Below are 23,722 nucleotides of genomic sequence, written 5' to 3'. Positions count from 1 at the left end.
ATTTTCAGTACTCAAAACTCTGTAATAATATAACATTTTGTTGACAAACGTTATATTATTACATAGTTTCCAAAATAATAAGCAACGATGGTAAAAAATATGGATCTGCACTTCAATAAGACAACATTAGGCTATAGGAATAGAATAGCAATAAAGAACTTTTCAGCAAAGTTAAAAGCTGGTTCATTGGTTGCAATAACAGGTGATAATGGCGCTGGAAAATCGACACTGCTAAAAGCCATCGCCGGATTGATTAAACCTCTTAAAGGAAAAATTACAAAACCAAAAAAAAGCCGCATTGCTTATCTTGCTCAGCAATGTAATATAGATCAAACATTTCCAATTGATGTGAAAACGCTTGTAAAAACAGGACTGTGGTCTTTTTGTGGATTATGGAAGAATCAGCGCCCTTATGATTCTAAGATTCAAAATGCTCTTAAAATGGTTGGGCTTACAGAACTCGCACCCCGTTCGCTTGAAACATTATCAGGCGGGCAATTACAACGCGCTCTTTTTGCACGTATCATTGTACAAGATGCCAATATTATTTTACTTGATGAACCTTTCAATGGTGTAGATCATAATACCCAAAAAGACCTTCTTGCTCTGATCACATACTGGCAACAGCAAGGACGCACAATTCTCACCGCACTCCATAACCCTCTCATCGTGCAAGAATTTTTCCCCCAAATGATTCAAATTGATCAACAAAACGCCTTTTATGGAGAAACAACACAGTTTTTAAACAACACCCTTCATCACGTTATGCCACCTCTCACATCCAATTCTTTCCCTATTAGCGCACAAAAACAAAATCTTCTCATCAATGATCCTCTCTTTCTTAGGTTATAAGACGTGTATGCATTTTTTCTTGCCCCCTTTGTTGATTTCCAATTTATGCAAAACGCCCTTATCGGTTCTATTTTTCTGTCTATTAGCGCTTGTCCTGTTGGTGTGTTTTTGATGCTCCGTGGAATGAGCTTGACAGGAGATGCTATCTCTCATGCCATTCTTCCTGGTGTTGCAATTGCTTTTCTGATTTGTGGCTTTTCCCTCATATCTATGACACTTGGTGGTATCTTCGCTGGTCTTATTGTTGCTTTAGCAACCATTTTGATTTCACGAAACAGCTTTCAGAAAGAAGATGCATCCATGACCGTCTTTTATCTTATTGCACTCGCGGCAGGTGTTATTATTATCTCACTGAAAGACTCAACAATTGAGCTGCTTCATCTCTTATTCGGATCGGTTCTTGCACTTGATGCACAAGCCCTTTGGTTAATCACTACTATAATGCTGATTACACTCTGCAGCCTTTGTATTTTTTGGCGTGCACTCGTTTTAGAAAGCTTTGACCCCCTCTTTTTTAAATCACTCTCTCCATTGAGTAAATATATTCATATTTCATTGCTTGGACTTGTGGTGCTGAATCTGGTTGGAGGCTTTCAATCACTAGGAACATTACTTTCCGTTGGTATTATGATGATTCCAGCCATTACAGCCCGTTTTTGGTTTTCACGGCTAGGCCCTATTTGCGCGCTTTCCACTCTTTTTGGAATCATTTCTAGCGTATGTGGTCTCCTGCTTTCTTTTCATCTTTCACTTCCCTCCGGCCCTGCTATCATCATTGCCGCAGGATTTATTTATCTTGTTTCCTGTTTGATAAGTCCACGTGGCTTTATTGTAACATGGTTTCCCCACCTCTTTTATACCTCCTCACTTTAAGGAAAAAAATGTGCCTAAGTTTGCTCAAAAATTTGTTCTTCTTGGAGCTTTATTGCTTGCCCTTTCTCCATTTTCTGCTTCTGCACACAATAAAATCAAAGTTGTTGCGAGCTTTTCTATTCTTGCAGATCTCGTAAAAAATGTAGGAGACAACCATATCTCTATGACCACTTTTGTAGGTCCCAATGCGAATACTCACACTTATGAACCTACCCCCCATGATGCTCAAGCTCTTAGAAATGCTCAAATTATTTTCATCAACGGGCTTCATTTAGAAGGATTTATTGATCGCCTCATTACAGCAAGTGGTACAAAAGCACTTCTTGTCGAAGTTAGCGCTAACATTCCCTCCCTCAAAATGAAAAATCAAGAACATAATGCCCATCACCACCACAGCGTTATTGATCCACACGCTTGGCAAACAATTCCCAATGTCAAAATCTATGTGAAGAATATCGCTGCTGCTTTTTGTAAAATCGATCCACAATCCTGTACCAGCTACAAAAAAAATGCCGAAACCTACATCCAAAAACTTAAAATAGCACAAGATATCCTGAAAACAAAAATTGCTACCATTCCTAAAGATAAACGTATCATTATCACATCTCATGATGCCTTTGGCTATTTTGCCAAGGAATATGGTTTTACTATCCTTGCTCCTCAAAGTGCTTCAACAGAAACTGAAGCAACCGCAGCCGATGTTGCTAAACTTATAAAACAAATTAAAGCGAATAAAGCAACTGCCCTATTCGTTGAAAATATCTCTAATCCCCGTCTCATAAAACAGATTGCAAAAGAAACAGGTTTAACAATTGGTGGAACACTTTATTCTGATGCATTGTCAAACAAAAATGGCCCTGCAGCAACTTATCTCGATATGATGGAACATAATGTAAATACCATCATTGACGCTATCACAAAACATTAAGATCTTCTATAAAAGAGATAAAAAAGAGTTCATAAAATCGTAAGTCTATGATTATGTTACTAATGATACCCCAACAGCTATAATTGATAACATTGATATGAAATAAAGTTACTTTTACAGAGAAATTTATACTCTATAGATTCTAAGATAGATAAAGTAAGTGGATTTATTGCCTCATGGTGCCCAAACTGTCAGCAGTAGCATTCTATTTTTCAATGCTTCTTTTACAATAACTCTCGACACTTGAAACGATTCATAAGAAGAATTTGGTGTCTCTTTCTTAAAGTATTTTTATCTATCCAACTTCATTTATAACATGCAAGTAGAATTAGTGTATGAATAAAAACCACTTGAAGAAAAAATGCCTCTTATGAAGAGTCTCAACACAATAATTGTTGCAATGTTGGAGACTGAAAGAGAGTATGATGATGGCCCCAGCTTGCATTTTTATAAGCATAAAGATGGCGATACACAATGGATTTTATGTTATACTACTTATAAACGACTGCGTGAAAAAATAGTTGGAACAACCTTGCAAGATATTTTTTAAAAAAAGTGCGTAAATTGGCAACCCAATAGCCTTCTGTTTAGGTATTCTGTTTTGTATGAGAGATGCAATTCTATTACGTAAAAAAATGTGTTCGGCAATACTTAATCGCCATTATGTAAGAGACACTGGCTCAGATGTTTTTGAAAATTGCAATACTAAATTAAAAGATGATGCTAAAGACAGAATCTATTTTTTATTTGATGCTTTCATATTCTCCCTAAATTAAGCTGTCTCCTCATTTTAGAAATTACACAAGCAGATAAGCTTATTCTACTTTGGCATACAAAACTGAATACAGCACTGAACCGTCTTCATATTTGTTTCAAACATACTGCTGTATAAAGTTTAGGTTGATTTATAAGCAACAAAAAGCACGCGCTTTATAAGAAAGTAATATCATAAAACCATTAATAAACTGGCAATATATTGAAAAAATATACCAGATTTTATACAATGCTTTGTAAAACAATAACATAACTGTCTTTGTCTCTGCTGATTCTTATAGGTATTCGCATCGATCCTTTATGTTATATTCATAAAGATCTGTTTGAGGATGATCTATAGGCAATTTTTAACTCAAGAATATAGAAAAGATCGATGAGATGTTACAGATGTGTTTCATCTGCTTTTATCGCTAAAAGTAATGAAAATTCTAAAACAAGCACGCCTTCTATCTCTCAGTGATTTTTTGCAACTTATCAGATACCCTTGTTGAGAATTGCATAGTGATTTACATGAGAAAAAATAAACTTGCAGCATGCGCGCATAGGTTTCTCTCTAATTTATGTGATTGGTAAAAAAAACAAATGCTTCTTATAGGAGCTCTGAAACTATTTTAGATCATATGGCCAGCGGTAAAATAGAATGCGCCTATTCTCGTAGAGATTATTTAGAACAGCATCGTATTTTGTGCATCAAATAGACTTCTTATGTTAGGGATCAAAGCTCAGATATGGGGCGCATCCTCCCTTATCTGTGACTCATTTTTTCTCTCTATTTCTCTCATTTACTTTTATAATACACATAAATTATTACATCAAGAAACATATGATAATATGTTGTTTTTTTATAATGAAAATGATGTTTGAAAATTATATTCTTCTTACAGACCGTGAAAATGCAAAATTTCTTCATATAAATGTTTTGACATTCTCAGCGCTATGGGACAATAGATCATTACCAAAACTGTTAAAATTTTGTTTTTAATCCCATCGGTTACAACCTGAGTTTGTAAATGTAATTGAGCAAGTCAAAACACACCATTATCATGACGCAGCATAAAAGAGAGTCGTATCACATCAATTAATGCTTACTTATTATTTGTGCGCTTTCCTGTGTTTTTATTAAAAGTATGAAAATTCTGATGAGCAACAGTGAAACTTAGTTTTTGACCATAGTCGTGTGTCAAGCGTTCTTTTATTTCAATCGTAAAGATGATACCATTCCAACGCGTTAAAACATGGCAACCTGTTCCAATAAGCTTGATAAGCTCAATTTTTGTGTGAAAGACAGGCCCTTTATCTGGATGTTCGCCCAATAAGATTATTTCAGGTCTGAATGCTAAAAGATCAGTTTCTTCACCATAAGAAAATGAATGCCCTAAATGTTGTTCTAAGACATAGCGATCAAGAAAATTCATAGGAGGAGAACCAATAAAATCAGCAACAAATGTTGTTGCTGGAGTATCGTAAATTTCCATTGGTGTTCCAATTTGCTCGATAGCTCCTTTATTCAAAACGACTATTCTATCAGCTAATGTCATAGCTTCTAGTTGATCATGGGTAACATAGAGGCTCGTTGTTCCTAATGAACGCTGTAGTGTTTTTATTTCAATACACATTTGCGCCCGTAATTTTGCATCAAGATTTGAAAGAGGTTCATCAAAGAGAAAAACACGGGGTTGACGTACAATCACACGCCCCATTGCAACACGCTGACGTTGTCCTCCTGATAATTGTCGTGGTTTACGATCAAGAAATGGTTCTATCTCCAAAAGCTTTGCAGCATGTGCGATACGTTTTTTAATTTCTTCTTTAGGAGTTTTACGATTTTTAAGACCATATTCTAAATTTCCACGAACTGTCATATGGGGATAAAGGGCATAATTTTGAAAAACCATAGCGATATCACGATCAGCTGGTTCACGATCATTGATACATTCGTTATCAATGCATAATTCACCTGAGGTAACTTGTTCAAGTCCTGCTATAATACGTAATAAGGTCGATTTTCCGCACCCTGAAGGACCGACAAGAACAAGAAGTTCTTTATCGGCAACAGTTAAGTTTAAATCATCAATGACCAGAATGCCGTTGTCATACTGTTTTTTTATATTTGATAACTGGATTATGGCCACAATTACTTCTCCGTTTCAATAAGGCCTTTGATAAAAAGCCGCTGCATGAAGATAACAACAAGAACAGGGGGAACCATGGCAACAACCGATACTGCCATGAGTATATTCCATTGAGGATCATGTTGAAGTGATTCGACAATAAGCTGTTTTAAAATAATAAGGATCGTTTGATGATTTTGATCCGTTGTGATGATAAGAGGCCAGAGATATTGTATCCATCCATAAATGAACATAATGATAAATAAAGCAGCAATATTGCTTTTACTAAGAGGAAGAAGAATATCCTTAAAAAATTTAACTGGACCTGCACCATCAACACGTGCCGCCTCTAAGAGTTCATCTGGAACAGTCAAAAAAAACTGGCGAAATAAAAATGTAGCGGTCGCAGATGCAATAAGTGGAATAATCATTCCACTATAGGTGTTGACCATCCCCAATTTTGCAACAATCTCATAGGTTGGAAGAATACGAACTTCGACAGGGAGCATCAATGTAACAAAAATAAGAACAAAAGCAGTTTTTCGGAAGGGAAAGCGCATGTAAATAATTGCATAAGCAGACAAAAGTGAAATAATAATTTTTCCAACGCTAATCCCAAGAGCCATAATGAATGAATTCATTAAGAGTGGCCAGAGGTTGGGCAAACCCAGCTGTGCAAGGCCATCACCAAAGATTGTTTTATAATTTTCCAGAGCATATTTCCCAGGCAAAAGAGGAAGTGTTCCTGAGTTAAATGCTGCTGAACTATGAGTTGATGCAATGATAGCAACATAAACTGGAAAGCAAATAATGATAATACCAACAATGAGAATAATATGGGTTAGAAATTTCAAAACAGGGCGATTTTCAACCATAATTTGTTTCCTAATATTGTACACGGCGCTCAATCCAGCGAAACTGGATAAACGTTAAGACAATAACCATCAACATCAATATTGTTGATTGTGCTGCTGATGCACCGATTATTTGATTTCTAAAGCCATCGTCATATACTTTATAGACGAGGATGCTCGTTGCACGCGCAGGACCTCCAGAAGTTGTATTATCAATAATACCAAAAGTATCAAACATAACATAATTGACATTGACAATAAGAAGGAAAAACGTCGTTGGTGAAATTTGCGGGAAAACCACTGTCCAAAATCGTTTAAAGGGACCAGCACCATCAATGGCGGCTGCTTCTATTTGAGAACGCGGAACAGATTGAAGACCTGTAAGAAAAAAGAGAAAATTGTAAGAAATTTGTTTCCAACTAGCCGCAATGACAATAAGAATCATTGCTTGAGTGCCATTAATACGATAATTCCATAGCACCCCTATTTTCTCGAGAAAAAAAGGGATAATTCCGATGGTGGGATGAAAGATAAACAGCCACAATATACCTGCCAATACTGGAGCAACAGCATAGGGCCAGAGCAAAAGCATTGTATAAGCCTTTTTTGCACGGATGACACGATCAACACAGACAGCTAAGAGAAGTGATATTGTCATTGAAGCGACAGTAACTGAGATGGAAAATACTGCGGTTGTAAAAAGCGATTGCCGATAAGTAGGATCAGAAAGAACGGTTAGATAATTCTCAAAACCAATAAAGGTTGTTGTAAAGCCAAAAGGGTCTTCACGCTCAAAAGATGATTTTATTGCTTGAGCAGCAGGCCAAAAGAAAAACAAAAAAGTCACAAGAAGCTGAGGAAAAAGCAGTCCGTAAGAAAGTAGACTATTTTTAAAATATGCATGTTTTTCTTGCATTCATAGGGCTCTTTAAATGTAGAGACTTTAAAAAAGTAAACAAAAAGGACTCAACCGTTTTTGTTGAGTCTTTAATGTTTAACAATAAAACGAAATTAATGATTAGATCTTTCAAATTCACGCAAGAGTTTATTTCCACGTTCAACGGTCTCATCTAAACCATCTTTCGGCGTTTTTGAACCACTAAGAACAGCTTCCAACTCTTGATCAAGAATGGCACGAATTTGTGGTAAATTACCAAATCTTATCCCTTTTGAGTTAACTGTTGGTGGATTAAGATTAATCTGTTTGATAGCTATATCCGCACCTGGCGTTTTTTCATAGAAATGTTGTTTTTTGCTCAATTCATAAGTCGCTTTTGTGGTTGGGAGATAACCTGTTTCCTGATGCCATTTTGCTTGATTTTCTGTTTTTGAAAGAAATTTAAGAAAAGCGGCTGCCCCTGCATATTCCTTTGGAGTATGGCCCTTAAACGCCCAAATAGAAGCTCCCCCAATAACTGAATTTTGTGGTGCTCCTTCTGTATCCTTATAGTACGGTAGCATACCAACCCCCACATTAAACTGAGCTTCAGAAACAATTCCAGCATGTGATCCTGAAGATTGCATAAAAATTGCACAATTTTGTGCCATAAACATTGGTGTTGAATCTAATGCACCTGCTGGACCACCATAACGGAAAATACCTTGATCAGACCACTTTTTCAGGTCAGTCCACATACGCACTTGTAAAGGTCCATTAAATGTAAGTTCTGAATCAAGTCCTTTAAAGCCATTTTCCTTCGTTCCAAAAGGAACATTATGCAACGCTGAAAAATTTTCTATACCAATCCATTGAGCGGCATAAGCCATTGTAAAACCACAAGTTGCCGCTTTAGTCTCAAGAATTTTCTTGGAAAAGTTTTCTATATCTTGCCACGTTCTAGGAGGCTGTTCTGGATCAAGCCCTGCTTTTTTAAAGATATCTTTGTTATAATAAAGGATGGGTGTTGAAATATTAAATGGCATAGAGACAATACGTCCCTGTTCATCGGAGTAATAACCACTAATAGCAGGGAAATAATCTGTAGGATCAAATTCTTGTTTTGTATCAGCCATAAGTTGATAAAATGGGTAGATTGCGCCTTTTGCAGCCATCATAGTTCCAGTACCAACGTCATAAATTTGAGCAAGTACTGGCTGTTTCTTTCCACGAAATGCTGCAATGAGTGAAATCAATCCCTCTTCATATTCACCGCGAAATGAAGAAACAACTTTATACTCAGATTGACTTGCATTAAAATCGTTAATGAGACTTTCAGTTTGCTTTCCTAATTCACCACTCATAGAATGCCAAAAGCTGATTTTTGTCTGTGCAAAACTTTCTGTCATCCCCGCTGTGGACATTATGATAGCAACCGTGGCCGCTATGGAAAGATAAAAACGACTCATGCTTCACCCTTTCTGAAGTGATGGAATACAAACTACCCCTAAATTTATAGTATTACACATGAACATGCTATGACAGTTTTATTTCAGAAACATATTCTCTCATTTAAACAGGAACCACCTAAAGGTCAAATGAATTTGTTTAAATTTATTTATTTTCTTTTATAAGCTTTCTTATGTATTCACGAAATACGCGTTTGTAACTATCTGAAAAAAGTGAGATGGCTTAAATAAGAAAAGTCACTTGGTAAAAAGATATAGATCGTAAATATCATTTCAATGACTATTTTAATATCTGGATTTACTTTTTTAAAAAGAATTGTTTATTCTTTTATTATTTGTCTTATAACTTTCGGCTTATAACTTTAACACGATGTTGCTACTGAATTTAAAGAAGAGACAAATAGAATTTTTTTAAAATTAAGAAAATCATTTTGAAGCGCTTAATAGTCTCTTTCCCTGTAACAAGATCACACCCCTCACGCAAAACAAAATGACACTGTATAACCAATTTCCATGCTGTTAAAAAATCTTTCAATACATCTACATTTCATGATAGCACCTATAAAATAAGCCCTAAAGCCTCTCCATTAAAGTATATAAGACTTTTTGTATGCCATCATTTTTACACTTCATAAAAGTGCAAAACGACATCATCATGTGCGATCCTAATGCTTAAATAAGCCTTGCATTTGAAATACGTTAAATGAATATTTTTATTCTTTTCTCAATCATTTTTTATCCACACACCAACCCTGCTTGTAATGTGCAAACGAATGATTTTGATTGATTCATTGTAAAAATATTTGAAATAAGAGAATCTTACGTATTAAGGTCTCTTACTCACATGAATAAAATATTAATTATGATTATAAATCAATGTATTATTGTCATGTATTAGATAGTTTTTCTTCTTTCATTACGCTAACTTTATGAAGATATATAGTTCCTTTTGTGTTGATGTATTTTTACCTTTGTGCACACAATTGCAATGCGAGATCAGGTTGATCTGTCGTAATATAATGTACAGGCATATCAAGCCAATATGATAACCGAGCTTTTCCATTAATTGTCCATACCCCTACAGTAAAACCAGCCTCAAGAGCTGATTCAATAAAGTTCTGTGAAACAATAGAGCCATCTAAACTTAGATCAGAATAACCTAATTGCTTCCATTCAGAAAAATGACGGTACATATCACCTTCGAAATTATCAACACATGGACCAGATGGTATTCCTGCTTCAATAAAAGGACGAAGGATAAAAGGATCAAAACTAATTGCAGAAACCCGTTCTGATAAATTTCGGCTTTTTATTAGTGCAAGCGCTTTTTGGGATAATATTGTTTCACGCTCCACTTCACCACATGTTTTGATTTCAAGATGCAACGCAACATTCGTTGGTGCTAAAAGATCAAGCACTTCTTCTAATAAGGGAGGTGCTTCTTGGCTTCCTTTCACGCAGAGTTGTTTACGTATTTCATTATCAATGTCGTGAATATACCCCTCTTTCCCAACCAATTGGTCTAAACGGAAGTCGTGAAAGACAACCACTTCACCGCTTTTCAGCAAATGAACGTCGCATTCAACTTCATCAACACCTAACGCTATAGCATTATTAAATGCCGAAAGGGTATTTTCAGGATAAAGATGAGCTCCTCCACGGTGTGCAACAATTTTTTTCTCAGACATACAAAATCCCACACTTCTCAATTTTAAACGATATTGACGTACAGATTGCCAGATAAAGGCTTATATCATATGAAAATACACAATCATTTTTAAATGATTTTTTCTACACTTTTCGAATATCAAACCCTCAGTCATATTTTATTCTTAAAAGACTTATCCTTCATTTTAATTATTCCCATTCAATAGTACTAGGAGGCTTTGAGGTTACATCATATACAACACGATTAATCCCTCTAACTTCGTTAATAATACGTGCTGCTGTCTTACTTAAAAACGCCATATCATAAGGATAAAAATCAGCAGTCATTCCATCTACAGATGTGACGGCGCGAAGAGCACAAACAAATTCATAAGTGCGACCATCCCCCATCACGCCAACAGTTTGAACAGGAAGAAGAACAGCAAAAGCTTGCCAAATTTCGTCATAAAGACCAGCTTTATGGATTTCCTCAAGATAAATAGCATCTGCTTCACGTAAAATTTCTAATTTTTCACGGGTCACAATACCTGGACAGCGAATTGCAAGACCGGGACCTGGAAAAGGATGGCGACCAATAAACTGCTCCGGTAGCCCTAACTCTCGTCCTAGCGAGCGAACCTCATCCTTAAAGAGCTCACGTAACGGTTCTACAAGTTTCATCTTCATCTGTTCTGGTAGCCCACCCACATTATGATGGCTTTTAATGGTTACCGTTTCACCAATAGCAGACACACTCTCAATAACATCTGGATAAAGTGTTCCTTGTGCTAAAAACTCTGCACCTCCTATTTTTTTCGTTTCTTCTTCAAAAACTTCAATAAAAAGACGACCAATTGTTTTGCGCTTTTTTTCTGGATCTGTCTCACCTTCTAAAGCATTAAGAAATATATCGGCAGCATTAACGTGAATAAGCTCTATATTATAATGATCACGAAAGAGCGTGAGAACTTCTTTAGCTTCATTCTTGCGCATCAGCCCATGGTCTACCAAAATGCATGTCAGTTGATCTCCTATGGCTTCGTGAAGGAGTACCGCTACAACAGATGAATCCACTCCCCCTGAAAGACCACAAATCACACGACTTTTCCCAACTTTTTGTCGTATCGTAGCAATTGCCTGCTCACGATAAGAAGCCATTGACCAACTACCTTTAATAGCAGAGATCTTATGAACAAAATTTTGCAAAAGTTTTGTACCATCCGGTGTATGGATAACTTCAGGATGAAACTGTACCGCATAAAAATATCTTTTCTCATCAGCAATAGCCGCATAGGGAGCTCCTTTTGAGGTTCCTATGACACGAAAACCTTCTGGTAAAGCTGCCACACGGTCACCATGGCTCATCCATACTTGATAACGAGAACCTTTTTCCCACACTCCATCAAAAAGGGCACTCTCTTCTTGCACTTCCAAAAAAGCACGCCCAAATTCACGCTCATGTCCAGCTTCAACCTTTCCTCCAAGCTGAATACACATGACTTGTTCACCATAGCAAATACCCAGAATCGGAACACCCGCCTCAAAAATTTCCATTGGAGCACGCGGAGAGCCCTCATCAATAACGGAATAAGGACTCCCTGATAAAATAATAGCTTTAGGATTTATGCGGCGCACAGCTTCTAAAGCCAATTGAAAAGGAGCAATTTCACAATATACCCCCATTGCTCGTACCCGTCGTGCAATAAGTTGTGTAACTTGTGAACCAAAGTCAATAATAAGAACAGTGTCTGGATGTGATATGCTCATAGAAAACCAATCAACAATTGTAAAAGAAAACTCATGAGAGTTATGATTTAATCTTTCTCTTTTCACAAGCCTGTTTTCTTAAGAAAAAGATTATTCTCGTAAAGTTTATGATAAAAAGTGTAAGAATATGGATCAATGTTTTTTTTGCAACACAGATAAAAAGAACCCATCTGTTTGTGTTGTGGCTGGCGACAAAGTAAGTCCATAATTTGAAAAAACTGGTTGCACAGGAGAAAAACTAAAATGTTTCTGCCAAAGCGCTGGCATATCTATTGGAGAAAAATGAGAATGTTGTTGAAGGAAATGGGAAATTTGTTCCTCATTTTCATCTGTAAAAAGAGAACAGGTAATATAGATTAAGCGCCCATTTGGCTTAAGATAAGCTATCGCTTCATTCAAAATATCCCTCTGTTCTGTTTGGCGTTGTTTCACTTGTTCTAATGTTAAACGCCATTTCGCATCTGGACGACGACGCCATGTTCCTGTCCCACTACATGGTGCATCTAGTAGAACTCTATCCATCTGGCCTATTAATGGCTTCAATTCTTCTTTTTGTGCTCGTGTTTGTACATTACGAACACCAGCGCGTCGAAGACGATCAAAAATAGGAGCTAAGCGCGCTTTATCGGAATCATAAGCATAAATTTGCCCACGATTGTTCATATCGGAAGCTAAAGCTAATGTTTTGCCCCCAGCACCTGCACAATAATCTAATACCTGCATGCTCTCTTGCGCTTCCACAAGGTGAGCAACAATTTGAGATCCTAAATCCTGTATTTCAAAGTGTCCTTTTTGAAAAGCTGGTTCCACTTGAACATTGGGATGACGATTAAACTTTTCAATCGGTGCAATTCTTAAAGCTTGCCCAAACCATGGAAAAGATTTAAGTTTGGTTTTTGCTAATTCTTTCAGCACCTTTTCTGGTGTTGCCTTTAGGTTATTTACCCGTAGGTCTAAAGAAGGACGCGTTGCTAACGCAGCCGCTTCAGTGATCCAATTATCACCAAATAAAGGACGCAGATGCGCTTGACACCATTGCGGAATATCACCACGAATATAGTCTGGAGCATCCACTAATTGCTGACCTTGCCACGATTTACGCTGTTTAGCCCCTAATAACTGCGGTGCAAACCGATCTTCTGTCAACTCACCGTCAATTTGCTCCAGCGTCATTTTTCCAGAATCTAATAAGGCACCAAAAACGATATCTCGGATATCATCACTCTCCATACGCCATTGTAAAGAATAACGTCGTCTTAAAACATCATAAACGATTGTACCAATAGCTGCACGATCACCTGCTCCAGCAAAGCGATGAGAAAGACCCCAATCCTTTAAAGCTTCTCCTACTGGGCGATGCTTCATTTCTATCTCTGTGAGAACATCTATTGCTGCTTGCAAACGCCCACCTAATCGCATTCATTTCTCCCATTAAAATAATAAAATTTTAAATCATCTAAAAAATAATATCATCGCCTTCTTGCCAATGAAACCTTCTCAACGCCATAAAAAATTTACATTCAATCTTAAAACGATCTGATCATACTTTTTTATAAGATCCAATTTAGAGTATCTAAATTTTTCCTTTCATCTTCTGCCCATTCGTTTTTTATCCTTCTACCTCTTATACTAAAAGATACGTAGCCATCCATAAAAAACTTATTTCCGCCATGCATTACGAAAAAAACAAACTCTTTAATTTATTGGCGTAAAATAAAGTTTACGAGGATTGTCTGAACAATAGAAAAAATCTTCTCATAAAATTAAACAAGCTCATCTTACGTTCAACAAAAAATTAACTTTTTAGAAAATGCTTGGAACCACTATTTGGCATGACCGTTTTTACTCTAATGGCAACTGCCAGACAATTTTAAAGGAGAAAATAATGACTTATAATAATGGAAAAACAACTTCGTCTAAAAGCCGTCATAATACAATGCCCTCAAACAACGGAAAGAAATCCGTCCAAAGTGATCAGACAAACACTCGCCAACGTGCGTCAAAGACTGGACGGAAGACAACAAAAAGTTAATTCTAATTTTATATAACTTATTTCATATAGTCTTAACAGAAAGAATTAGAGTTTTAACCTCTAATTCTTTCCTTTTTGGGATTATTACACCAAATTACAAACAGAAAAAAGCGCAGTCTCTCTTTCTTGTTCTCGGAAAATTTTATATTTATGCAATATGATATTAGGCTCTTGTATCTTTAAACTGGCCCACGATAATTTGGACTCTCTCGTGTGATAGAAACATCATGCGTATGACTTTCATGGAGTCCCGCATTCGTAATACGTACAAACGTTGCTTTTTCACGAAACTCTACGAGATCTTTTGCTCCAACATACCCCATCGAAGCACGAAGTCCACCAGCAAGCTGATGTAGAACTGATGCTATAGGACCTTTATAAGCCACCTGCCCCTCCACACCTTCAGGAACCAACTTAAGTTCATCACGAACATCATCTTGAAAATAGCGATCTGCCGATCCTCGTGCCATAGCACCAACAGATCCCATGCCGCGATAAGCTTTAAAGGATCGTCCTTGGTAAAGATAAACTTCGCCAGGACTTTCTTCTGTACCCGCTAAAAGAGAGCCAATCATAGCAGCACAAGCCCCACCTGCTAAGGCTTTAGCAAAATCACCCGAAGCTTTTATCCCCCCATCAGCAATAACGGGAATGCCCACTTTTTCAGCAACTTCTGCAGCATTCATAATGGCTGCAAGCTGAGGAACACCAACACCTGCAACAATTCGCGTTGTGCAAATAGAACCAGGACCAATCCCAACTTTTATAGCATCCGCACCACTGTCAATCAAAGCCTGTGTTGCTTGAGCAGTCGCCACATTACCAGCAATAATAGCTGGAGAAAACGTCATTTTTTTAATACGCTCAACAGTGTCTAATACACGCTGAGAATGTCCATGTGCAGTATCAATTACTAGAATATCAACGCCTGCATCAATTAATCGTTCAGCCCGCTCAAACCCATCGTTCCCTACACTACTTGCAGCTGCAACACGCAAGCGACCTTGTGAATCTTTGGCAGCGTTTGGATTTAATTTTGCTTTTTCAATATCCTTAACTGTTATCAGTCCGACACAACGATTCTGTTCATCCACAACTAATAATTTTTCAATACGATGATAGTGTAAAAGATACTTCGCTTCATTGAGTTGAACATTTTCACGCACTGTGATTAAATTTTCATGCGTCATTAATTCATAAATTTTTTGTTTAGGATCCGATGCAAAACGCACATCCCTATTTGTCAAAATGCCAACAAGCCGTCCAGCAGTTTCACCTTTAGCACCATTTTCAACAACCGGAATACCGGAAATACCATGAGAGCGCATCAAAGATTTTGCTTCTTCAAGTGTTGCATCTGGTCCAATGGTGACTGGATTAACAACCATACCAGATTCAAACTTTTTTACTTGACGAACTTCTTCTGCCTGCTCTGCAGGAGACATATTACGATGAATAACCCCAAGACCACCAGCTTGAGCCATAGCAATTGCCAAACGCGATTCTGTTACCGTATCCATTGCCGCAGAAAGCAATGGCAAATTGAGCTTAATATCCGCTGCAATGCGCGTACTGAGATCCACTTGACTAGGCATAACAAGAGAATGACCGGGTTGTAAAAGTACATCATCAAAAGTCAGTGCCAATGCACCTGTCCCCGTTTCAACAATCTTTGCCATATCAAAATTCCTTTTATAATAAAACACCGCAAGAAGCTTTAAAATACAACTGCGGTTCTCATACATGGTAGATTGGCAAAAAATTATGCCATGCTACAAACAAAATGAAAAGAAAAATAAATATTTTTTTTAAGTGTGGTTTATAAAAATTTACAATTGTGATTCAATAGGTAACCAACTTATTATTTTTGCAAATGCGCGACGCCAAAAATTGCTTTCTGGCTCATAGTCAATGCTATATTTTTTTTCATTTTCAATAAAATCCCAATAAATACGATTATTATCACCAAGACGCAGATGATAGCTCATTTCCCCTGTGGTTTCTTCAGAAAACAACAAATCTAATCTTGCTGTAATGGGAGCACATTCAAAAAGAATGCCCATTTCTGTATTTAATGATGCTGATCTTGGATCAAAATTTAAAGATCCAATAAAAGCTGTTTTACGATCAATTAAAAAAGCTTTGGCATGTAAACTTGCCTTACTCGATCGAAACAATCGTAACCCATGAGTATTGCCTTCCGCTTTTAATTCATAAAGATTAACACCACTTTTCAACAATGCCTTACGATAAGGTACATAACCACCATGCACTAATGCTACATCAGTAGCAGCTAAAGAATTTGTCAGAATTTTGACATCAACACCCTTTGAAACCAAATTACTAAAATTCTGCGTGCCAACCTTACCAGGAACAAAATAAGGTGACGTAATCTGAACCGTTTTTTGGGCATTTCCAATAACCTTTGAAAGTGCCTTCATAAGCCAATTACTTGCTTTTTTACGCAATGCTTTTTCTGGAGGGTCAGAAAGAACAACAACTTTGTCTGCTAAAAATAACCGCTTTCCTGTTTGGATAAAACAATTAAAGTTAATGTGCTCTTTGACATAATCTAAATAAACTTTTGCAACTTTGGAATCACGAAACTTTCGTAATTTATCTTTCCAATAGCTAAGATCACTTGCGCTTTTAGGAACAACCAAAGTATGAATTGGCAAAACAACAGCACTATTCCAAAAATCATCAAAGATACTTTCTACCTTTTTAACAGAAGGACCGATTAACATCAAATCTAAATCTCGAAAATGGGATTCTTTACCAGCATCAAAATAAGAATCTGCAAGATTACGTCCTCCTACAAAAGCGACCCTGCCATCAACAATAAAAGCTTTATTATGCATTCTACGTGTTACAGTAATTGCCCGTAATATAATTTCTAAACCACGGCGTAAACCACCTTTACGCGATCGCCCTGGATTAAACATTCTCACCTCAATGTGAGGATGTTTATCTAGCGCAATATAAGCTGGATCACGTGCCTGAGCATTAATATCATCCAAAAGAAGCCGTACCCGAACCCCTCGATCAGCTGCCTCAACTATTTCACTTAATAATAGGCGCCCCGTTAAATCATCATCCCAAATATAATACATCAGATCAAGGCTACGCCCAGCCTCTGCAGCTCCTATTGCACGAACACAAAACGCATCCAAATTGCTGATAATGAGAGAAAGGGCATCTTTATCAATCCCCAATCCATTTTCTTTCTCAGCTAATTGACTGACGATACGATCAAGCTTAGTTTCATCTTTCTGAAGAGGTAACGCATAAGAACATTGCCCCCTAGCATTTTTCACAAAACGCCCATAGGTGTAGATTGCCAACATAGATGCAATAAAAAAAAAGAGGACAAAACCAATAACAATCTGTAAAAGAGTCAAAGAGGGCAAACTTTCTATTTTAAACTATCACATCATCAGTAATGCAAACAATAACACTAATCACTTTATCTTAATCGTATAGCAGGTAAAATGCCACTTCTTGCTTAAGAGAGTATAAATTTAATATTGATGATACAAAAATTTTAGCGGTAGTATTTAAAAGTTTTTAAAAATGCTTCTCTGTTTTAATAAATGTAAACTTAACTAAAATTGTATAAATTGAAACAAACGATTAAAATAGTCACATAAAATTTATATTTGATTTAAATCAACAAAATCATCCTCTATAGATAAACTTTACAATAAATGATTGTTTTCTTCAGCTTTCCCCCACGGACTTTATCAAAATTCACTCTATTTTTTGAAACGCATGCTTGTCATGAAGAGAAATTTGTTATGAATTTTATTTTCGTTCTTGATTTCTTATTGCTCTCAATTCTTCCATTTTTCTATAAAGTGTAGAGCGACCAATATGAAGGCGACGCGCAATCTCACTCATATGTCCTTTATAATGTTTAATCGCTTTCTCTATAATATCATGCTCCATTTCTGCAAAAGTACGTACATGCCCATCAGTATTCAAAAATTTTATCGATTCTTGCTCATTATCTTCTTGCATATTACCCTCAATGATATTGGGAACATTCATTAATGAATTTCCCATTAATTGCGGAAAGTCTCGAACAGTTAATAACGGTCCTTCACTGAGTAAAATCGCACGAAATAAAAAGGTTTCAAGCTCATTTCTATTGCCAGGCCAATCATACTGCATAAGCAAGGAAAGAGCAGAGCCTGCTAAACCATGGACATGTGATCGCCCTGTTTCTGTGATAATGCGATCAATCAAACGTTGTGTGATCTCTGGAAAATCATCCCTTAATTCTCGTAAAGCAGGAACGCTAATAGACAAGTGAGAAAATTGTTCAAACAAACTATGCAAAAAAAAGTTCTCATTAACCAAGTCCTTTAAACGCGATGTTGAAATAGCGATGATCCGAAAAGGAAAAAAATCTCCTTTTGTATCCCTTTCCCTTTCTTTAAGGTAATGAGCAAACCGTTTTTGCTGTATGGGCTCAAGTCGATCAATATCACAAAGGCAAAGTGTCCCTTTTTCAAGAGAAGAAACCAATGGTAGGAATTCTTTAAACCACTGCTGATTTTCTTCTTCTGGATCAACGATGGCTGAACATTGAAAGCGAACAAAAACACCCTCCGAAAATAATCCCTCATGATGAATAATCCGAGCTAATGTCTCACGTCCTGTTCCAGCTTCCCCCTCTATCAAAAGATTCTGTAAAGAAGTTGCTGCTTGTCTCGATTGTTCTAACACTATCTGCATAGCTCTACTTTTTACGCAAAGATCAGAAAACCGTAAATGATTCTCTTTTTTTCGCCGAATATCTCGAACCTCATGCTCCAAGGCAGAAATAAGAGCAAGAATATCCAAAGTAACTCTTACACGTAATAATGTTACTGGATGGATCCAATAATCAATAGCTCCAGCTGTTAAAGCTTTCTGGAGTAAATGCTGATTCTCTTGTTGTGCTATAACGACAATAGGAACAGAAACACCAGCAACTCTAATCATTTTAATCAAATCGCTCACACTCAAATCACTCATAACGACATCAAGGAGTGCAAGCACAATGTTTTTACGCCTGTGTAAAAGATCAATCGTACGGAGACCATTTTCTGCTTCAATGACACGATAACCAAAACCTCGCAGCATAGAAGAAAGTTCTATACGTCTTCCATAATCTTCACTCGCAACAAGAATGGGACCAACCATAATGTTAATAATCTCCTTTGAGACTACTTAGCAGCTTAATATAAAAATTGTTGTAAACCATAAGAAATATTTTACCTCTTGTGTTTCACTTACGAACTTCATCAAGCTGTCAATTAAATACAACATTAAGGCATTTTTTTCCATTTTTTTGCTTTTTCATTGATTTTTATCAAATTTTTCATATTGACTCATGGGGTAATTTAATAATGTTATAGAAACTAGAGAGCAAAATAATCTAATATAGAGTGCAATAAATGAAACATACCTATCATATTTTATGTCTTACAATTACCGCCTTGCTGTTAAGTGCCTGTAACTTTTCGCGATATTATAACTCAAATATGCCAACTGGAATTGATGGAAAATGGGTTGATGAGAATGGTATTATTTCTTCTTTCCACAATGGTGTTTTTGAAACGCATGCAGCAGATACAGAAGAAAAACTATCAGAAGGAGCATATAATTATCTCAATGCCCAAAATATAGAAATTGAAATACGCTCTATTCTCCGTGGAACAATTTCTAGAGTCAATTGTACAATGTCATATGACGCCACACAACTTCTCTGCACCTCACATACAGGAGCACAGTTTTTCCTTAAGCGGAAATCTTAAACAAAGTACAAGGGAAACCTCTCTTAAGAACAGAGGGAGCACACACATTAAGCAGGAGGCGACATCCTTTCTCCTCCTGATAGAAAATCCTCTCTAAAATACGCAAAGAGGCTAGTATAATCTTTACCCTGAAAATTTTCTAAACATTATGAAATGCGTAAAATAATCATTTTCTTCCACAAAATATCAGTAAAGCCACCTCACAATAAAATTGTAACTTTGTATCATTCAATCTATTTCAACCTAAAATAACATTTTATTTGATAGGGAAGCTTAATCTAAGCAGCGCCAATGCGCAAAAGATCATGAAAATGAACAATTCCTATCGGTTTTTTATCTTCAACCACAAAAAATGCACCAATCTGATGATCATTAATAAAAGCTGTTGCTGCACCAACAAGTGTATTTGGCTTTACAACTTTAGGAGCTTTGGTCATCACCTCGTCAACATTAAATTTTGATAAATTAAAATGAATGTTACGTGCAAGATCGCCATCAGTTACAATTCCGATTAGTTCACCTTCTTGATTCACAACACCAACACAACCAAAATGTTTTTCCACCAAAACATTCATCGCTTCAGTCATAGCTGTTCCCTGCATAACCAAAGGAATATTATCACCCTCATGCATAATATCACACACGTATTTAAGGCTTGCACCAAGAGAACCACCAGGATGATATATTTTGAAATCCGTTGCGGTAAAACCATGCATTTCTAAAAGAGAAACCGCTAATGCATCTCCCATTGCCAATTGCATAATTGTTGAAGTTGTAGGGGCTAAACCATGGGGGCAAGCCTCTTCTATCTTTGGTAATAATAGTACAATATCAGCTTGTCGTCCTAACACAGAGTGCTTACTTGATGTCATCGCAATAAGGGGGATACGAAAACGCGCAGCATAACTTATAATACCACTTAACTCTTGAGTTTCACCAGACCATGATAAAGCAAGAATAACGTCATCAGAGCCAATCATACCAAGATCACCATGATTGGCTTCTGCAGCGTGAACAAAAAAGGCAGGTGTTCCAGTTGAGGCTAAGGTTGCTGCAATTTTTGTCCCTATATGACCACTTTTTCCAAGACCAGTAATAACCACATGTCCACGAGCATTTCTAATAGTTTGAACAGCCGCTTCAAAAGAAGAAGAAAGACTTTCCAGAAGAGCTTTTTCAAGAGCTTCAAGCCCCTGCTTTTCACTAGCAAGTGTTTTAAGCGCTGATGCTACTGCACCTTGCAAAGCCATATGAGGAGACGATATTGTCATAATCAAATTCGACCAATAAAATTAAGTGAGAGATCTATATCACTTTTCGACATTAATGGTTTCTAGTAAATTTTTCAATGAAGCAGAAACGTGGCTGTGCATATCAGCGCGTGCCAAAGAAAATGCAACGTTGGCTTCAATAAAACCAGCTTTAGAACCGCAATCAAAAGTGCGCCCTTTTACTTGCAAACCCCAAAAATCTTGCTCATTTGAAAGCCGTATCATAGCATCTGTTAATTGAATTTCATTTCCTGTTCCCCGTTCTTGAGTGGAAAGAATATTAAAAATTTCTGGCTGCAAAATATAACGTCCATTGATGTACAAATTTGATGGTGCCGTACCTTGTGCTGGTTTCTCTACCATTTTTGTGATTTCAAAACCATTTGCAATCTGTTTGCCTTTCCCAACAATACCATATTTATGTGTTTCTCTAGGATCGCATTCCTGAACTGCTATAATATTTCCCCCACCCACCTTTTCATAAAGGCTCATCATTTCAGAAAGACAGCCCTTTTTCGCTTGTATCAACATATCCGGTAATAACAAAGCAAAAGGTTCCCCTGCAACTAATTCACGTGCACACCAAAGAGCATGCCCTAATCCCAAAGGTTGTTGTTGCCGAGTGAAAGAAGTTGACCCTGGTAATGGCTGTAAACGGTATAAATGTGCAAGATCTTCTTTCTTTCCACATTCAGCAAGTGTCGTATATAATTCAACTTGCTCATCAAAATAATCCTCAATAACGGCTTTGTTACGTCCAGTTACAAAAATAAAATGCTCAATACCAGCTTCCCTCGCCTCATCCATAACATATTGAATAACAGGTTTATCAACAACTGTTAGCATTTCTTTAGGAATCGTTTTTGTCGCAGGAAGAAAACGCGTACCAAGACCTGCTACTGGGAATACTGCTTTCCGGATTTTACGCACACTCACCCTCCTCAATGAATTCATATAACTTTTTTGTTTTATTTATCATATGTTTTTACGAAATGGTAAAAAAGATATCTTATTGTTTTGATTATCATTATAATGAGCAATAAAAATGTAAAAAGAGTCTGAGAATTTATTGAAGGGATTAAAACGTATTATTTATTTCAGTTTTTTCCTCTTCTTGATCATATTATCGATTAAACTAAATACAAAATAAAGTTATTGCACATCTAATGAATTGAATATTAATGGGGATTTCAAAATGCAAAAAACAGAATTGAAGACTTTCTCTTTTTTAGAGAAGTCAATAGCTTGGAGAACTCTTCTCACTGGCTCTGCCGTTATTTTTTCTGCTTTTTTAATGTTTTTTGCACCCCTTTCATATGCTGATAGCGGATTTAAACACTGGATTAAAGAATTTAAAAAAATAGCTATTGCTCACAATATTACCCCCTCTACGTTTCATATGGCGTTTAAAGGTGTTAATGCCATTGATCCAGAAGTTCTAAAAAGCGCCGCATACCAACCGGAATTTGTTGCTCCTTCATGGAACTATTTCGATAATCGTGTCCATGATATTGCAATTGAGGAAGGACGACGCCAAACTCAAAAATGGAACAAATGGCTTCTTCAAATTGAAAAACGTTTTGGTGTTGATCGCAATATTCTGCTTGCTATTTGGTCAATGGAAAGCAACTATGGGAAGGTTTTAGCTAATAAAAGTGTAATGAGTGATACCATTCGCTCTCTTGCAACTTTAGCCTATGCTGATAAAAAACGTGCAAAATATGCATATACACAGCTGATTGCTGCTATGAAAATTCTACAAAGTGGCGAAATTAAACGCTCTCAACTCACTGGATCTTGGGCCGGTGCATTGGGGCATACACAATTTATTCCAAGCAGTTATCTCGCCTATGCAGTTGATATGGACCAAGATGGACGGCGTGATATCTGGAACTCTGTTCCAGATGCTCTGGCTACTGCTGCTAACCTTCTCCACAAAAATGGCTGGCAACCTAATCTTATTTGGGGAGTAGAGGTAAAAGTGCCGCAGGGGAAAACCCTTCCTGAAGGCTGGTATTCCTTTGAACAATGGAAAAAATTAGGTGTAAAACACGCAAATGGGCACCCTCTTCCTACATCAGCTGAACAAGCAATATTAAAATATCCAGATGGAGCAAAAGGACCTATATTTTTAGTCACAAAAAATTTCTTTGTTCTGAAACATTATAATAATGCAGATCGTTATGCGTTTGCTGTTGGCCTTCTTGCTGATCGCATTGCTGGACATCCTAGATTGGTAAATGATTGGCAAAGACCTTTTCAACCTCTTACTTTCCAGGAATGTAAAGAACTACAATCTCGCTTAAGTGCACTGGGCTATTATAAAGGGAATGTTGATGGAAAAATCGGAACAGCTTCTCGCAAAGCAATTAAAGCTTTTCAACTGCGTCACGGTCTAAAAGCAAATGGATATCCATCATCTCAAGTGCTTTTTCTCCTTCGCAAACAATAAGGGAGACTAAA

The 23,722-nt window shown here is 36.9% G+C and carries 19 protein-coding genes; 7 read left to right on the top strand and 12 right to left on the bottom strand.

The features are described from left to right. Window positions 1-99: 99 nt before the first annotated feature. The 4 genes from ACFINH_RS04750 (at window position 100) to ACFINH_RS04735 (ending at window position 3,203) form a co-directional block, all read left to right on the top strand. Window positions 100-852 carry an ABC transporter ATP-binding protein gene (locus ACFINH_RS04750; protein WP_375613293.1) on the top strand — a complete coding sequence of 251 codons (753 nt, stop codon included), beginning with the start codon at window positions 100-102 and terminating at the stop codon, window positions 850-852. A gap of 3 nt (window positions 853-855) precedes the next feature. Further along, window positions 856-1,725: a metal ABC transporter permease gene (locus ACFINH_RS04745; RefSeq protein WP_375613292.1), complete on the top strand. Its 870-nt coding sequence runs from the start codon at window positions 856-858 to the stop codon at window positions 1,723-1,725. A gap of 10 nt (window positions 1,726-1,735) precedes the next feature. After that, window positions 1,736-2,653 (top strand): metal ABC transporter solute-binding protein, Zn/Mn family, encoded by a 918-nt coding sequence (locus ACFINH_RS04740; protein WP_375632277.1) that lies wholly within the window; start codon window positions 1,736-1,738, stop codon window positions 2,651-2,653. Window positions 2,654-3,023: 370 nt separating this feature from the next. Further along, a complete protein-coding gene (locus ACFINH_RS04735; protein WP_375632276.1) occupies window positions 3,024-3,203 on the top strand; it encodes a DUF4102 domain-containing protein in 180 nt (59 codons plus the stop codon). A 1,309-nt stretch (window positions 3,204-4,512) separates the two neighbouring features. On the opposite strand, the gene ACFINH_RS04730 is transcribed toward ACFINH_RS04735, so the two are convergent. The 7 genes from ACFINH_RS04730 to ACFINH_RS04700 all read right to left on the bottom strand — a co-directional run bounded on the left by ACFINH_RS04730 (window position 4,513) and on the right by ACFINH_RS04700 (window position 13,571). After that, window positions 4,513-5,559 (bottom strand): sn-glycerol-3-phosphate import ATP-binding protein UgpC, encoded by a 1,047-nt coding sequence (locus tag ACFINH_RS04730; protein WP_375613290.1) that lies wholly within the window; start codon window positions 5,557-5,559, stop codon window positions 4,513-4,515. Window positions 5,560-5,561: 2 nt separating this feature from the next. Beyond that, on the bottom strand, window positions 5,562-6,413 hold the full coding sequence (gene ugpE, locus ACFINH_RS04725; RefSeq protein WP_375613289.1) for a sn-glycerol-3-phosphate ABC transporter permease UgpE: 852 nt from the start codon (window positions 6,411-6,413) through the stop codon (window positions 5,562-5,564). A gap of 10 nt (window positions 6,414-6,423) precedes the next feature. After that, window positions 6,424-7,308, bottom strand: coding sequence for a sn-glycerol-3-phosphate ABC transporter permease UgpA (ugpA, locus tag ACFINH_RS04720; protein ID WP_375627662.1), 885 nt, complete (start codon window positions 7,306-7,308; stop codon window positions 6,424-6,426). 95 nt (window positions 7,309-7,403) lie between these two features. Beyond that, window positions 7,404-8,738, bottom strand: coding sequence for a sn-glycerol-3-phosphate ABC transporter substrate-binding protein UgpB (ugpB, locus tag ACFINH_RS04715; RefSeq protein ID WP_375618067.1), 1,335 nt, complete (start codon window positions 8,736-8,738; stop codon window positions 7,404-7,406). A 965-nt stretch (window positions 8,739-9,703) separates the two neighbouring features. Next, the gene (locus ACFINH_RS04710; protein WP_375632275.1) at window positions 9,704-10,426 is read right to left on the bottom strand and encodes a glycerophosphodiester phosphodiesterase; all 723 of its coding nucleotides are present in this window, start codon (window positions 10,424-10,426) and stop codon (window positions 9,704-9,706) included. Between the two features lie 169 nt (window positions 10,427-10,595). Next, complete coding sequence (gene guaA / locus ACFINH_RS04705; RefSeq protein WP_375632313.1) at window positions 10,596-12,152, bottom strand: glutamine-hydrolyzing GMP synthase; 1,557 nt, start codon at window positions 12,150-12,152, stop codon at window positions 10,596-10,598. 132 nt (window positions 12,153-12,284) lie between these two features. Beyond that, window positions 12,285-13,571, bottom strand: coding sequence for an RsmB/NOP family class I SAM-dependent RNA methyltransferase (locus ACFINH_RS04700; protein ID WP_375627664.1), 1,287 nt, complete (start codon window positions 13,569-13,571; stop codon window positions 12,285-12,287). Window positions 13,572-14,037: 466 nt separating this feature from the next. Here ACFINH_RS04700 and ACFINH_RS04695 point away from each other — a divergent pair, with 466 nt between their 5' ends. Further along, the gene (locus tag ACFINH_RS04695; RefSeq protein ID WP_273722522.1) at window positions 14,038-14,184 is read left to right on the top strand and encodes a hypothetical protein; all 147 of its coding nucleotides are present in this window, start codon (window positions 14,038-14,040) and stop codon (window positions 14,182-14,184) included. Between the two features lie 179 nt (window positions 14,185-14,363). Here the strand turns inward: ACFINH_RS04695 and guaB are convergent, their stop codons facing one another. The 3 genes from guaB to ACFINH_RS04680 form a co-directional block, all read right to left on the bottom strand. Beyond that, window positions 14,364-15,863 (bottom strand): IMP dehydrogenase, encoded by a 1,500-nt coding sequence (gene guaB / locus ACFINH_RS04690; protein WP_375632274.1) that lies wholly within the window; start codon window positions 15,861-15,863, stop codon window positions 14,364-14,366. 150 nt (window positions 15,864-16,013) lie between these two features. After that, on the bottom strand, window positions 16,014-17,585 hold the full coding sequence (locus tag ACFINH_RS04685) for a phospholipase D family protein (protein WP_375632273.1): 1,572 nt from the start codon (window positions 17,583-17,585) through the stop codon (window positions 16,014-16,016). Window positions 17,586-17,988: 403 nt separating this feature from the next. After that, complete coding sequence (locus ACFINH_RS04680; RefSeq protein ID WP_375611848.1) at window positions 17,989-19,374, bottom strand: sigma-54-dependent transcriptional regulator; 1,386 nt, start codon at window positions 19,372-19,374, stop codon at window positions 17,989-17,991. A gap of 254 nt (window positions 19,375-19,628) precedes the next feature. Here ACFINH_RS04680 and ACFINH_RS04675 point away from each other — a divergent pair, with 254 nt between their 5' ends. Then, window positions 19,629-19,988: a hypothetical protein gene (locus tag ACFINH_RS04675; RefSeq protein WP_375611849.1), complete on the top strand. Its 360-nt coding sequence runs from the start codon at window positions 19,629-19,631 to the stop codon at window positions 19,986-19,988. Between the two features lie 278 nt (window positions 19,989-20,266). Here the strand turns inward: ACFINH_RS04675 and ACFINH_RS04670 are convergent, their stop codons facing one another. Next, window positions 20,267-21,259, bottom strand: coding sequence for an SIS domain-containing protein (locus tag ACFINH_RS04670; RefSeq protein ID WP_375632272.1), 993 nt, complete (start codon window positions 21,257-21,259; stop codon window positions 20,267-20,269). A gap of 39 nt (window positions 21,260-21,298) precedes the next feature. After that, entirely contained in the window at window positions 21,299-22,189 is an 891-nt protein-coding gene (locus tag ACFINH_RS04665) for a UTP--glucose-1-phosphate uridylyltransferase (RefSeq protein ID WP_375613281.1), read from the bottom strand. Window positions 22,190-22,454: 265 nt separating this feature from the next. On the opposite strand from ACFINH_RS04665, the gene ACFINH_RS04660 reads away from it, so the two are divergent. Further along, complete coding sequence (locus tag ACFINH_RS04660; RefSeq protein WP_375632271.1) at window positions 22,455-23,711, top strand: lytic murein transglycosylase; 1,257 nt, start codon at window positions 22,455-22,457, stop codon at window positions 23,709-23,711. Window positions 23,712-23,722 lie beyond the last annotated feature (11 nt).

It is taken from the genome of Bartonella sp. AA74HLJMH, from assembly GCF_042197045.1.
Classification (GTDB): Bacteria; Pseudomonadota; Alphaproteobacteria; order Rhizobiales; family Rhizobiaceae; genus Bartonella.
The sequence above is the reverse complement of the archived record's forward strand: the minus strand, read 5'-3'. Positions and strand labels throughout refer to the sequence as shown.